The 13,857-nt window shown below is 63.1% G+C and carries 9 protein-coding genes; all 9 read left to right on the top strand.

The features are described from left to right. Window positions 1-448: 448 nt before the first annotated feature. The 9 genes from glgA to BLV18_RS09265 all read left to right on the top strand — a co-directional run bounded on the left by glgA (window position 449) and on the right by BLV18_RS09265 (window position 13,857). Entirely contained in the window at window positions 449-2,011 is a 1,563-nt protein-coding gene (gene glgA / locus BLV18_RS09305) for a glycogen synthase GlgA (RefSeq protein ID WP_090357950.1), read from the top strand. A gap of 68 nt (window positions 2,012-2,079) precedes the next feature. Continuing rightward, entirely contained in the window at window positions 2,080-3,870 is a 1,791-nt protein-coding gene (gene treZ, locus BLV18_RS09300) for a malto-oligosyltrehalose trehalohydrolase (protein ID WP_090357948.1), read from the top strand. Continuing rightward, window positions 3,867-5,951, top strand: a complete 2,085-nt coding sequence (gene malQ, locus BLV18_RS09295; protein WP_090357947.1) for a 4-alpha-glucanotransferase — start codon at window positions 3,867-3,869, stop codon at window positions 5,949-5,951. The genes treZ and malQ overlap by 4 nt, the downstream gene beginning before the upstream one ends. Next, complete coding sequence (locus BLV18_RS09290; protein WP_090357945.1) at window positions 5,948-8,737, top strand: malto-oligosyltrehalose synthase; 2,790 nt, start codon at window positions 5,948-5,950, stop codon at window positions 8,735-8,737. Before malQ ends, BLV18_RS09290 begins: the two co-directional genes overlap by 4 nt. 15 nt (window positions 8,738-8,752) lie before the next feature. Then, on the top strand, window positions 8,753-9,109 hold the full coding sequence (locus BLV18_RS09285) for a DUF2934 domain-containing protein (protein WP_049860153.1): 357 nt from the start codon (window positions 8,753-8,755) through the stop codon (window positions 9,107-9,109). 221 nt (window positions 9,110-9,330) lie between these two features. Next, window positions 9,331-11,493: a glycogen debranching protein GlgX gene (gene glgX / locus BLV18_RS09280; RefSeq protein ID WP_090357943.1), complete on the top strand. Its 2,163-nt coding sequence runs from the start codon at window positions 9,331-9,333 to the stop codon at window positions 11,491-11,493. Then, window positions 11,490-12,497 carry an acyl-CoA dehydrogenase family protein gene (locus tag BLV18_RS09275; protein ID WP_090357941.1) on the top strand — a complete coding sequence of 336 codons (1,008 nt, stop codon included), beginning with the start codon at window positions 11,490-11,492 and terminating at the stop codon, window positions 12,495-12,497. The genes glgX and BLV18_RS09275 overlap by 4 nt, the downstream gene beginning before the upstream one ends. Further along, entirely contained in the window at window positions 12,494-13,252 is a 759-nt protein-coding gene (locus BLV18_RS09270) for a PIG-L deacetylase family protein (protein WP_090357939.1), read from the top strand. The genes BLV18_RS09275 and BLV18_RS09270 overlap by 4 nt, the downstream gene beginning before the upstream one ends. Next, window positions 13,249-13,857, top strand: a complete 609-nt coding sequence (locus BLV18_RS09265; protein WP_090357937.1) for a class I SAM-dependent methyltransferase — start codon at window positions 13,249-13,251, stop codon at window positions 13,855-13,857. The genes BLV18_RS09270 and BLV18_RS09265 overlap by 4 nt, the downstream gene beginning before the upstream one ends.

Genomic DNA, 13,857 nt, shown 5'->3' with positions numbered 1-13,857 from the left:
GCTTCTGGAGCGGTACACAAATCGCAATGGTTTTGTTCCAGGAGCCATGAGGGTTCGCCAACAGGCTTGAGCAAGGGCCGCGAAGCCGCCAAAACGCCCACCGGACAAGGCCTGTAGTACGAGTGTGCCAATAATAATCGCCCGTCAGTCGCGCGCCCGGCCCAAAAAAATGGCGGATCTCCTACACTCAGGTCACAGGCGATCTATCGCTTGGAAATCCGATGCAAAAAACTCGAAACTTTTTGCAAATCAGACAGGTCAGGATAGGAAGCAGGTTATTCGATGTTTCTTGTCCGCCAAACCTGCTATCCCGTGAATCATTGCAGCCTGCGGCAGGAACGCCGTTGTCTGCAGCGCCTGTGCGTGTGTCAGCGGGAAGCGCTAATCGATCAGCGCTTTTTCAGAGTCAGGATCTGCCATACAAGTACGTAATGCACGGGAGAGAACAATGATCAGTGCCGCTGTCGAAAACCACGGAGAGCGTTTCAACAGGCAAGCGGCGGAACCCGCCCACTTGCAGGTTCCCACGCCTATCAGCAAAGCACTGCAGACGCCGTCCAGCGTCCACAAGCAAAAAGTTCTTTTCGTGACATCGGAGATCGCCGACCTGGTCAAGACCGGCGGCCTGGGTGACGTGTCGGCTGCGCTGCCACGTGCCATGAGCCAGGTTCACGACGTTCGTGTGCTGATTCCCGGCTACCCGCAAGTGCTCAACAGTGACAATCCGATTCATGTGGTTGGCGAATTGAGCGGCCACGCCGCCCTGCCGCCCTGCAAGATCGGTCGTATGGACATGCCCGACGGGCTCGTCATCTACGTGCTGCTCTGCCCCGAGTTGTACGAGCGTGACGGCACGCCTTATGGCGCCAACAACGGTCGCGACTGGCCGGACAACCATATTCGCTTCGCCCGCCTGGGCCTGGCTGCTGCCGACATCGCAGCCGGTCAGGGCATGGTCCACTGGAAGCCCGACCTGGTTCATGCCCATGACTGGCCGGCCGGCCTGGCGCCTGCCTACATGCATTGGCGTGGACTGAGCACACCGACGTTGTTCACCATCCACAACCTGGCCTACCAAGGCGTGTTCAGTCGTGCCTGCTGCCCTGAACTGGGTGTGCCCAGCCATGCGATGCAGCAGGACGGCATGGAGTTCTTCGGCAAGCTGTCGTTTCTCAAGGCCGGCATGGCCTATTCGAACCACATCACCACGGTGAGTGCGACCTACGCCGAAGAGATCACCACCCCTGAATTCGGCTGTGGCCTTGAAGGTTTCCTCAGCAGCAAGGCTCAGCAGGGCAAGCTCAGTGGCATTCCCAATGGCATCGACGCCAGTTGGGAGTCGGCGACCGACCCGCACCTGGTGTGCCCGTTCAGCTTGAACGACTGGGAAGGCAAAGCCGTCAATGCCGCCCACGTGCGCGAGCTGTTCGAGATCGACGATTCGGACGGCCCATTGTTCGCCGTGGTGTCCCGCCTGGTTTACCAGAAGGGCCTGGACCTGACTGAAGGCGTTACTCAGTTCATCGTCGAGAACGGCGGCCAGGTGGTCATCATCGGCCGCGGCGAGCCTGAAGAAGAGCAAGCCATGCGTGAACTGGCCCTGCGTTTCCCGGGTCGCGTCGGTGTACGCATCGGCTTCAACGAAACCGATGCTCGCCGCATGTTCGCCGGCAGCGATTTCCTGCTGATGCCTTCGCGCTATGAACCCTGCGGGCTGAGCCAGATGTATGCCCAGCGCTTCGGTTCCCTGCCGGTGGCGCGCAACACGGGCGGTCTGGCCGACACCATCGAAGACGGCGTGACGGGCTTCCTGTTCGGCGAATCGACCATCGAAAGCTACCAGGCCGCATTGGCCCGCGCCTTCTATGTGTTCGACAAGCCTGAACTGCTGAATGCCATGCGCTGCCGCGCCATGACCCAGCCGTTCAACTGGAGCGAAGCGGTCGAACCCTACGCCGACCTGTACAAGACCCTGGTGCAAGGCAGCAAGCGTTCCGCTGCTCATCGGTAAAGGCAGTCACTCAATCACGGCAACTCATCAATAACGGCAACTGATCAATGACGGAAGAGGTTTCATCGATGCCTTCACGGAAAACTGAAGCCTGGTCCCACGGTGCGGTAATGCAGGACTCCGGACTCACTCACTTTGCACTGTGGGCTCCGGATGCTTTCTCGGTTGGATTGCAGATCGCTGATGATGAATCCTTGCCCATGGTCGCGCGCAGCGACGGGTGGTTCACCCTGGAGCACAAGTGCCCGGCGGGTACGGCCTACCGCTTCGATATCGATGGCGAGGTTGCAGTTCCGGATCCCGCGTCCCGCGCCCAGCAGGTCGATGTGCACTCCCCCAGTGTTGTGGTCGACCCATTGGCCTATGAGTGGCAGAACACCAACTGGCTGGGTCGTCCCTGGTCTCAGGCAGTCATTTACGAGCTGCACGTCGGTGCCTTGGGTGGCTACGCCGGTGTCGAGGCTCATCTGGCCCGCCTCGCCGCGCTGGGTGTCACTGCCATCGAACTGATGCCGATTGCCGAATTCCCCGGCACGCGCAACTGGGGCTACGACGGCGTGCTGCCCTATGCACCCGAAGCCTCCTACGGCACTCCTGAACAACTCAAGCACCTGATCGACTGCGCCCACGGCCATGGTCTGATGGTGATCCTCGATGTGGTCTACAATCACTTCGGGCCGGACGGCAATTACCTGGGCCGCTATGCCAAGGGTTTCTTCCGTCACGACAAGAAAACCCCATGGGGCGACGCCATCGACTTCCGTCGCGATGAGGTGCGCAGCTTCTTCATCGACAACGCCGCGATGTGGCTGCTCGAATACCGCTTCGACGGTCTGCGTTTCGACGCTGTGCACGCGATTCAGGATCCTACGTTCCTGCAGGAAATGGCCGGCACCCTGCGTGAGCAGGTCGGGCCGGACCGGCATGTCTGGCTGATGCTGGAAAACGAGCACAACCAGGCCCACCTGCTCGAACAGGGCTATGACGCCCAGTGGAACGACGACGGCCATAACGTGCTGCACGCGATGTTGACCGGCGAAAGCGAGGCGTACTACGCCGACTTCAGCGAAGACTCCACCGAGAAGCTGGCTCGCTGCCTGAGCCAGGGCTTCATCTACCAAGGTGAAACCAATCAGAAAGGTGAAGCGCGTGGCGAGCCGAGCGGTCATCTGCCACCGAGCGCATTCGTGCTGTTCCTGCAGAACCATGACCAGATCGGCAACCGTGCCATGGGCGAGCGGCTGAGCCTGCTGTGCACCGAGCCTGCGCTTCGGGCAGCCACTGCACTGCTGCTGCTCTCGCCGATGATCCCCATGCTGTTCATGGGCGATGAATGGGCCGCAGACGAACCCTTCCTGTTTTTCACCGATCACCACGGCGAACTGGCGGAAGCCGTGCGCGAAGGTCGCCGTGCCGAGTTCGCTGCGTTCGACTCGTTCGCCAACGAAGAAACCCGCGCCAAGATCCCCGACCCGAACGCGGCAAGCACCTTCGAAGCTTCGCGCCCGGACTTTGCCGAGCTCCAGTTCCGCCAGAACGGTCCCTGGGTGCAGCTGTACCGTCAGCTGTTGGCCCTGCGCCGCGACGAGATCGTACCGCGGCTTGACGGTGCCCAGTCGCTGGGAGCCCAGGTGCTGGCCGACAAGGCGGTGAGCGCCAAATGGCGCATGGGTGACGGCAGCGTGCTGCGCATCGACGTCAATCTGAGCGAGAGTGCAGTGCCCGTTCAACTGCCCACCGAACACCGGCTGTTCGACAGCCGCCTGCAATCGGACGATACGGGGAACACTCAAGGCTTGCCTGCCCACACGGCGCTGGTCAGCCTGGTTCCGGCGGGCGCTGCGGAGACCGCCGCATGAGCGAGCAACAGCAACTGCATGACCTCGCCGAACAGGCGGGTATCGCCGTCGACTGGACCGATGCCAACGGCAAGCCGCAAACCGTTCCTGACAGTGTCCTGCGCAAGGTGCTGCGAGGCCTCGGCCATCCGGCCGACAGCGACGATGAACTCAAAGAAAGTCTGGCGGCGTCGAGCAAGGCGGCGCAGTCGCATCGTCTGCCACCGCTGCTGACCGTCGAGCATGGTCAGCCGCTGGATCTGGCGAAGTTCTTCGCGCCCGGTACGGCGTGTGAGGTGCATCTGGAAAACGGCAGCACGCTGTCGATCAGCCTGGACAAGCATGCCGCCCTGCCCGGTCTGCTGCCCGTTGGCTATCAGGATGTACAGATCGAGCAGCAGCGCTTCACCTTGGCTGTGGCACCGGCACGCTGCTACAGCGTCGCTGACGCCTACGGGCAGGACACCGCCCACGCTTGGGGGCTGGGCGTGCAACTCTACGCCGTGCGCCGCACCGGCGATGGCGGCTTTGGCGATACTCAGGCGCTGGAAGCCCTGGTGCGCAGCGCCGGCGAGCGCGGTGCCGACACCTTGGCCATCAGCCCCATGCACGCCATGAGCAGCAGCGACAACACGCGCTACAGCCCCTACTCGCCGTCCAGCCGACTGTTCCTCAACAGCCTGTACGCGGCCCCTGCCGCGGTGCTGGGTGAAGACGCGGTGCGCACGGCCATCGAGGCTGCCGGGCTGTGCGACACCCTGCAATCGCTCGAAGCACTGCCGCTGGTCGATTGGCCAGCCGCCGCCGGCGCCAAGCAGCGCCTGTTCAGGGCCCTGTACAAGGGCTTTGGCGACACCGAACACGCGTTGAACGCGGATTTCAGCGCTTTTCGCCACGCCGGTGGCGAGGCGTTGGAGAACCACTGCCGCTATGAAGCGCTGCAGGCCGATTTCAAGGCCCGTGGCGAAAGCCTGGATTGGCGCCAATGGCCACAAGAGTGGCACGACCCGCGCGGCACCGCGGTGGCCGAGTTCGCTGCCGCCCATGCCGACGAGATCGCCTTTCACGCCTTCTGCCAGTGGCTGATCGATCGCTGCCTGGCCAAGGTGCAGAAAGCCGCCCGCGACAGCGGCATGAAGATCGGCCTGATCGCCGACCTCGCCGTTGGTGCCGATGGTGCCGGGAGCCAGGCCTGGAGTCGCCAGGACGAATTGCTCGCCGACCTCACCGTCGGCGCCCCACCGGACATTCTCAATCGCTCTGGACAGAGCTGGGGCATTTCCGCCTTTTCTCCCGAAGGCCTCAAGCGCAATGGCTTCCGGGCTTTCATCGAAATGCTGCGGGCCAATTTTGCCCATGCGGGCGGCCTGCGCATCGACCATATCATGGGCCTGCAACGCCTGTGGCTGATCCCGGCCGACGCCAAGCCCGGAGAGGGTGCGTACCTGCAGTTCCCCATCGACGACATGCTGCGGCTGCTTGCCCTCGAATCTCATCGTCACCAGGCGGTAGTGCTCGGCGAAGACCTCGGCACCGTGCCGGATGGGCTGCGCGAGAAACTGGCGGCCAGGCAGATGCTCGGCATGCGCGTGCTGCTCTTCGAGCAAAACGATGGGGAGTTCACCGAACATCAAGCGTGGCCAGACAACGCTTTGGCGACGTCGACCACCCATGACTTGCCCACTCTCAACGGCTGGTGGCACGGCCGCGACATCGATTGGAACCGCGATCTGGAACTGATCGACGAGCCGACCGAGAAGCAATGGCGCGTGACCCGTGATCACGAGCGTCGCGCCCTGCACCAGGTGCTCGCCCCTGAGCTGCAGCACAGCGAAAGTGAAGGCATCGAGGACATCGACGCCATCATCGACGCAAGCACGCGCTTTCTCGGCCTGACCCCTGCCCCGCTGGTGCTGCTGCCGATCGACGATGCCTTGGGTATCGAAGAACAGGCCAACCTGCCGGGCACCATAGACAGTCACCCCAATTGGCGCCGCCGCTACAGCGCCCATGCCCAGAATCTTCTCGACGATGAAGACGCTGCCAGACGCCTAGAGCTGCTGGCCTGCGCCCGCCAACAAGCCAGTGAGCGTTACCGATGAAAAAAATGACGGCCAGCGTTCGGCTGCAATTGCACAAAGACTTCACCCTGGATGATGCCGCTCGCCTCATACCTTATTTTTCCCGGCTCGGCATCAGCCACGTGTACGCGTCACCCATTCTCAAGGCACGCCCCGGCTCCATGCACGGTTATGACGTGGTCGACCCGACCCAGGTCAATCCCGAGCTGGGCGGTCAGCGTGCGCTGGAGCGGTTGATTGCGGCGCTGCGCGAGCACGATATGGGCTTCATCCTCGACATCGTATCCAACCACATGGCGGTCGGTGGCTCACATAATCCGTGGTGGCTTGATCTGCTCGAATGGGGCCGTCGCAGCCCGTATTCGGAATTCTTCGACATCCAGTGGCATTCGCCCGATCCGCTGCTCGAAGGCCAGTTGCTGTTGCCGTTTCTGGGCAGTGATTACGGTGTGGCCCTGCAGAAGGGCGAGCTGGTGCTCAAGTTCGATGCCGAACAGGGCAGTTTCTTCGTCGAGCACTATGAACATCGCTTCCCCATCTGCCCCATCGACTACCCGCACATTCTGGCTGCGTCCGGCAACGCGCCGGTCAGCGAGCTGGGTGCGCGCTTCGCCAATCTGCATGGCAGCGACGACGCCTATGCTCAGGCCCGTGCGTTGCAGGCCGAGCTGGCCAAACAGGCCGCTGGTGCGGGTTTGAGCGAAGCCATCGAGGCTTCGCTGGCCCGCTTCGACTCGACCAGCGAAGAAGGCTTCAAGCGTCTGCACGAACTGCTGGAACGCCAATCCTATCGCCTCGCCAGCTGGCGCACGGCGGGCGACGACATCAACTGGCGGCGTTTCTTCGACGTCAACGAGCTCGGCGGGCTGCGTGTCGAACGCCCTGCCGTGTTCGAAGCCACCCATGCGAAGATCTTCGAGTTGATCGCAGCGGGCCTGGTGGATGGTCTGCGTATCGACCACATCGACGGCCTGGCCGATCCGCGCGGTTACTCGCGCAAACTGCGGCGTCGGGTCGAAGGCCTGTTGCAGCAACGTCCCGAATCGGCGCGCATCGATCATGTGCCGATCTATGTCGAGAAGATCCTCGGCGCAGGCGAAACGCTGCACCGTGACTGGCAGGTCGACGGCACCACCGGTTATGAATTCATGAATCAGGTGTCCCTGCTTCAGCACGATCCAGCCGGGGAACAGCCGCTGGGCGAACTCTGGAACCGCATCAGCGGACGCCCCAGCGAGTTCATCGAAGAAGCGCACATAGCGCGCAATCTGGTGCTCAATGGCTCGCTGGCCGGTGACTTCGAGTCCGTGGCCCAGGCCCTGTTGCAGGTGGCCCGAGGCGATCTGATGAGCCGCGACCTGACCCTGGGCGCCATTCGCCGGGCACTGCAGGAGCTGATCGTGCATTTCCCGGTATACCGCACCTACATCAACCCGTGTGGGCGTCCTGCCGAAGATGAGGCCTTCTTCCAGAAAGCCATGGAAGGTGCTCGCAGTACCTTGGGTGAAGCCGATTGGCCGGTGCTCGACTACCTGGAGCGCTGGTTGGGCGGCCAATCGTGGCGTGTCCTGCCTCTGGGCCGCCCGCGCAAGCTGATCCGTCATGCCTGCGTGCGCTTCCAGCAGCTGACTTCGCCGTCGGCGGCGAAGGCCGTTGAAGACACTGCGTTCTATCGCTCTGCCGTACTGCTTTCGCGCAACGACGTAGGGTTCGAGACCGAACTGTTCGCCGGTACTCCCGAAGCGTTCGACGAGGCCTGTCAGCAGCGTCTGCAGCACTTCCCCGACAACCTCCTGGCCACTGCGACCCACGACCACAAGCGCGGCGAAGACACTCGCACCCGTCTGGCCGTGCTCAGCGAGCGTGCTCCCTGGTACGTCGAGCAAGTCGAACAATGGCTCGAACTGGCCGCGCCCCTGCGCAGTGCCTTCGGCGATGGCCATGCACCGACCGGTGGCGACGAACTGATGCTGTATCAGGCATTGCTGGGCAGCTGGCCGCTGGACCTGCGCAGCGACGACGTAGATGGCCTGACCGCCTACGCCGAACGCCTCTACCAGTGGCAGCAGAAAGCGTTGCGCGAGGCCAAGCTGATCAGCAGCTGGAGCGCACCGAACGAAGCCTACGAAAAGGCTTGCCGCGAGTTCCTCGAACAGTTGCTGCTCAGCGACAAGGGTCGCCCTCTGCGCGACGCCATCGCTGCGGCCAGCCGCACCATCGCGCCCAGCGGCGCGCTGGACAGTCTGGTGCAGACGCTGCTGCGCATGACCGTACCGGGTATTCCCGATCTGTATCAGGGCGCCGAGTACTGGGATTTCAGCTTGGTCGATCCGGACAACCGTCGCCCGGTCGACTACGCCGCGCGGGAACGTTCGCTCGATGCCCGTCCTGCCGTCGGCGAGCTGTTGGAAAGCTGGCACGATGGTCGCATCAAACAGGCCATGATTCAGCGTACCCTCGAGGTCCGCGCCGCGCATCCAGCGTTGTTCCGCGAGGGCAGCTACCAGAAGCTGGACGTATTGGGCGCTCATGCCGATCGTATCCACGCTTTTGCGCGGGTACTTGACGGCACCGCTGCAGTGGTGATCGTGCCTCGCCTGGCCAGTGGCCTTCTTGCTGATAGCAAGACGCCTCTGATCGATGCCAGCGCTTGGGGCGACACCCGTGTCGTTTTGCCATCGGCAAAATCCGGGGCTACATTGAAGGGACTTTTTTCCGAGCAGGCAGTCACAGCAGAGAAGGAATTGTTGGTAGGCACTGCGCTGAAAGAGTTTCCTGTCAATCTCTTCCTACAAAGTGAGCTGTAATTAAGGAGCGTTGAAATGAGTGCCGACGACAAACGAGTCCGCGAATTCGCCTATCAGATCTGGGAATCCGAAGGCCAGCCCGAAGGTCAGGAAGAGCGTCATTGGGAAATGGCGCGAAAACTGGCCGAAGCCGAAGCGCTGGCACCGTCCAAGCCAAGCAAGGGCAAGGCACCGGCCAAGCCCAAGGCAGCGGCTCAGCCAAAGCCCAAGCCAAAGCCGAAAGCTGCCGGTGAAGCCCCTGCCGCCAAGCCCAAGCCACCGGCCAAGGCCGCCGAGCAGGCGACCGCCGACTCGACTGCAAAAGCCGAGGACGACACCAAGCCAGCCGCCCCGAAAAAGCCGCGGGCGCCGAAGAAGCCTGCTGCAAAGTGATACCCGCCCGCGTACCACCTTCCCCGGGCACGCGGGCCCATTTTTCGCCGATCCAGCCTCAGGGCTGGATGGTCGCGGTTTCACGACCTCAACCGTCCGTCATTCGCACGGCGCGTCTTCCAACCCGTTGCACACCCTCGTACACCCGACTCTGAAGACACCGAAGATGCCGTGACATCTGCCTGCGCCGTACGCGTGCAAACCAAGAGCAAGGATCGACCATGAGTCCGCAAAAAAAAGCTGCACCAGCGCCAGAACCCGCCGAACCCTCGCGTATCCGTGAAGGCCTGCCCTTCCCGCTCGGCGCGACCTGGGATGGCCTGGGCGTCAACTTCGCGCTGTTTTCGGCCAATGCCACCAAGGTCGAGCTGTGCATCTTCGACGCCAGCGGCGAAGAAGAGATCGAGCGCATCGAGTTGCCCGAGTACACCGACGAGATCTACCACGGCTACCTGCCCGACGCCCACCCGGGGCTGATCTACGGCTACCGTGTGCATGGTCCCTACGATCCGGAAAACGGCCACCGCTTCAACCCCAATAAACTGCTGATCGACCCGTATGCGAAGCAACTGGTCGGTGAGTTGAAGTGGTCCGAAGCCCTGTTCGGCTACACCATCGGGCATCCCGATGGTGACCTCAGTTTCGACGAGCGCGACAGTGCGCCCTTCGTGCCCAAAAGCAAGGTCATCGACCCGGCCTACACCTGGGGCCGCGACCACCGCGTCAGCGTCCCGTGGGACAAGACGATCTTCTACGAGGCCCATGTGCGAGGCCTGACCATGCAGCACCCGGCCGTGCCGGAAGCGTTGCGCGGTACCTTCGCCGGCCTGGCCGTGCCGGAAGTGGTCGACCACCTTAAAAAGCTGGGCGTCACCTCTATCGAGCTGCTGCCGATCCACGGCTTCGTCAACGACCAGCATCTGTTGCAGAAAGGCCTCAACAACTATTGGGGCTACAACAGCATTGCCTTTTTTGCTCCGCATTCGCGCTATATCGCCAGCGGCAAGATCGCCGAGTTCAAGGAGATGATCGCGCACCTGCACGACGCCGGCCTGGAAGTGATTCTCGACGTGGTCTACAACCACACCGCCGAAGGCAACGAGCAAGGCCCGACCCTGTCGATGCGCGGTATCGACAACGCCTCCTACTACCGCCTGATGCCGGAGAACAAGCGCTATTACATCAATGACTCGGGCACCGGCAACACCCTGGACCTGAGCCACCCCTGCGTGCTGCAGATGGTCACCGACTCGCTGCGCTACTGGGCGTCGGAGATGCACGTCGACGGCTTCCGCTTCGACCTGGCGACCATTCTGGGGCGCTACCACGACGGTTTCTCCGAACGCCACAGCTTCCTCGTTGCCTGTCGTCAGGACCCGGTGCTGCGCACGGTCAAGCTCATCGCCGAACCGTGGGACTGCGGCCCCGGCGGCTACCATGTGGGCGGTTTCGCCCCCGGCTGGGCCGAATGGAACGATCGGTTCCGCGACACCGTGCGGGCGTTCTGGAAAGGCGACGACGGTCAGCTCGCCGACTTCGCCGCACGAATGACCGGCTCCGGCGACATGTTCAACCAGCGTGGCCGCCGCCCGTATTCCTCGGTGAATTTCATCACCGCCCACGACGGCTTCACCCTGCGCGATCTGGTGTCGTACAACGACAAGCACAACGAAGAGAACGAGGAAGACAACCAGGACGGCACCAGCAACAACGTCTCTTGGAACCACGGTGTCGAAGGCCCCAGCGATGACCCGGAAATCGTCGAGCTGCGCCTGCGGCAGATGCGCAACTTCTTCACCACTCTGCTGTTCTCCCAGGGCACACCGATGATCGTCGCCGGCGACGAGTTCTCGCGGACCCAGGGCGGCAACAACAATGCTTATTGCCAGGACAGCGAGATCGGCTGGATCAACTGGGAACTGGACGAGGAAGGCAAAGGCCTGCTGCGCTTCGTCAAGCGCCTGGTGAAGCTGCGCAACAGCTATCCGATCCTGCGTCGCAACCGTTTCCTGGTGGGTGAATACAACGAAGCGATCGGCGTCAAGGACGTCACCTGGCTGGATCCATTGGGCAACGAAATGACCGCCGAGCAATGGGAAGACCCCAACGGCCGCTGCCTGGGCATGATGCTCGATGGCCGTGCGCAGCCCAGCGGCATTCGCAAGCCGGGGGCCGATGCCACCTTGCTGCTGATCGTCAACGCTCACCACGACGTGGTCAATTTCATCCTGCCTCAAGTGCCGGAAGGCGAGTACTGGAACTGTCGCATCGACACCAACCGCCCGGAGCTGGGCGAGCATGAGCGTCTGGAGTTCGGCAGCGAATTCCTGGTAACCGGTCGCTCGATGCTGATGTTCGAACTGCACCGGGACCTCGAAGAATGAAGCCAACCCTGATCGAAGCGCTGACCCGCCCACCACAGGGCTACGCCGACACCGCAGCCCTGGGCAAGGAAATGCGGCGCTTGTGCAGTCTGGGCCTGGACAGCCTGCCGCTGCCGGCCGGCGGCGACACGCTGCAACGCTGGCAGTGCCTGGCCGCCGTGGCTGGGCATGACCTGGGCTTGTGCAAGCTGTATGAGGGGCATACCGACGCTTTGGCAATCATGCAGGAGCTGCGCGCACAGCCTGTGCCGGAAGGCTCGATCTGGGGCACCTGGGCATCGGAGCCGCCTCAGGCCCGGGTGATGGTCAGGCGCGAGGGCGATCGTGCGGTGCTCAGCGGCCGCAAGGCCTGGTGCTCGGGCGCCGGCGTCGTCACTCATGGCCTGCTGACCGCCTGGGATGACGATGGCCAGCAGCAGTTGGTCGCCGTGCCGATGGATCAGCCCAACCTGTGCGTCACCGACGACGGCTGGCACGCGGTGGGCATGGCCAACACCGGTAGCGTCGAAATCCTGCTGGAAAATGCCGAGGGCTGGTATGTCGGACTGGCTGGGGGCTACTTGAGCCGACCGGGGTTCTGGCTGGGCGGGATCGGTATCGCCGCGTGCTGGTTCGGCGCTGCCCGCGAACTGGCACGCCACCTGGCCCAGCATTGTCACGCCCGTCCCGAGCCCCACGCCTTGGCTCACCTGGGCGCGGTGGATCGGGCGCTGAGCGCTTGCATCGCCGTGTTGCGCCAAGCGGCCAATGCAGCTGATCAACAGCCCGACGGCCCTTTCGAGCATTCGGCGCGGCTGTGCCGTGCGGTGGCCGAAGAGACCGCAGAAACCGTCATCAGTCACGTCGGCCGTGCCATGGGTGCCGGTCCGTACTGCAAGGATCCTCATTTCGCCCGGTTGATCGCCGATCTGCCGGTGTACCTGCGACAGAGCCATGCCGAACGCGACCTGGCCGCGCTTGGGCAATTGCTCGGCGCCCCCACGACGCGGACCTGGAGTCTATGAAAGAGAACCCTATCGTAGGCCAGGGTACGCCCCTGCAGGCCTGGCGCAGCTCCAGGCATCTGGCCGAACTGCCGCTGATCGATGCCCAGACCCTGGTCCCTGCCGGTTCACGAGCGGTGATCATCGCCCCGCACCCCGACGACGAAGTGCTCGGCTGCGGCGGGCTCCTGCAATTGCTGGCGCAGCTGGAACGGCCGATCCTGATCATCTCCGTTACCGACGGCAGTGCTAGTCACCCCGGATCGCAGACCTGGACGGCCGAACGCCTGAGCGCCGTACGCCCGCAGGAGAGCAACGAGGCGCTGCGCAGACTGGGCTTGCCCCTGTACAGCCTGCAGTGGATCCGCGGCGGTTTTGCCGACAGCGGTGTGGCCCGTGACGAACAACGGCTCACGGACTTCATCCAGCGCTACCTCAAGCCCAACGATGTCGTGTTCAGCACCTGGTGCAACGATGGCCACACCGACCACGAGGCCAGTGGCCGCGCGGGCGCGACGGCCGCTGCAGCGGTAGGAGCGGTTCACCATGAACTGCCGATCTGGACCTGGCATTGGGCCGCGCCCGAAGACGATCGAATTCCTTGGGAACGCGCGCGCAAGCTGCCGCTGGACAATAACATGGTGGCGCGCAAGAGCCACGCCGCCCACGCCTTTGCCAGCCAACTGGAAGGCGACCCGCAGATCGGTCTGGCACCGGTTCTTCCACCCTATGTATTGGAGCGGCTGCTGCAGCCGTTCGAGGTCGTCTTTCTATGAGCGCAGACAGCGTCGACAACCAGTATTTCGACAAGCTCTACGATGGCAATGACGACCCCTGGGCGATGCGTCATCGCTGGTACGAACGACGCAAGCGTGCCCTGCTGCTGGCCTGCCTGCCGCAGGAGCACTATGGCGCGATCTTCGAGCCAGGCTGCGCCAATGGAGAAACCAGCCTAGCCCTGTCGACCCGCTGCGACTACCTGCTTAGCTGCGACATGAACGCCCGTGCGGTCGGCCTGACCCAGGCGCGCTTGCACGAGCTGGATCATGCCCACGCCAGGCAAGCAGCCCTGCCCGCCGACTGGCCAAGCGAACGCTTCGACCTGATCGTGCTCAACGAATTGGGTTACTACCTGAATCGCACCGACTTCAGCCGAGTCATCGAACAGGTTCGGCACTCTCTCAAGCCCGGCGGCCAACTGGTGGCCTGCCACTGGCTGGCAACCATCGAAGGCGCGCCGCAGACGGCCGAGCAGGTACATACCCAGCTGCAGGCCGAACTCGGTATGCATCGGCTGATAGAGCACAAGGAAGGCGACTTTCTGCTGGAGCTGTGGGGTCTTGAACCGACCACCGTGGCACAGCACGAGGGGTTGCGCTAA

It is taken from the genome of Pseudomonas coleopterorum, from assembly GCF_900105555.1.
Lineage (GTDB): Bacteria > Pseudomonadota > Gammaproteobacteria > Pseudomonadales > Pseudomonadaceae > Aquipseudomonas > Aquipseudomonas coleopterorum.
This window is presented reverse-complemented; position numbering and strand designations above follow the sequence as displayed.

Excerpts from the sequence above, each read along its gene's own strand:
- BLV18_RS09285 (WP_049860153.1), top strand. The coding sequence starts at position 8,753 with ATGAGTGCCGACGACAAACGAGTCCGCGAATTCGCCTATCAGATCTGG.
- BLV18_RS09275 (WP_090357941.1), top strand. The coding sequence starts at position 11,490 with ATGAAGCCAACCCTGATCGAAGCGCTGACCCGCCCACCACAGGGCTAC.
- BLV18_RS09290 (WP_090357945.1), top strand. The coding sequence starts at position 5,948 with ATGAAAAAAATGACGGCCAGCGTTCGGCTGCAATTGCACAAAGACTTC.
- glgA (WP_090357950.1), top strand. The coding sequence starts at position 449 with ATGATCAGTGCCGCTGTCGAAAACCACGGAGAGCGTTTCAACAGGCAA.
- BLV18_RS09270 (WP_090357939.1), top strand. The coding sequence starts at position 12,494 with ATGAAAGAGAACCCTATCGTAGGCCAGGGTACGCCCCTGCAGGCCTGG.
- treZ (WP_090357948.1), top strand. The coding sequence starts at position 2,080 with ATGCCTTCACGGAAAACTGAAGCCTGGTCCCACGGTGCGGTAATGCAG.
- malQ (WP_090357947.1), top strand. The coding sequence starts at position 3,867 with ATGAGCGAGCAACAGCAACTGCATGACCTCGCCGAACAGGCGGGTATC.
- BLV18_RS09265 (WP_090357937.1), top strand. The coding sequence starts at position 13,249 with ATGAGCGCAGACAGCGTCGACAACCAGTATTTCGACAAGCTCTACGAT.
- glgX (WP_090357943.1), top strand. The coding sequence starts at position 9,331 with ATGAGTCCGCAAAAAAAAGCTGCACCAGCGCCAGAACCCGCCGAACCC.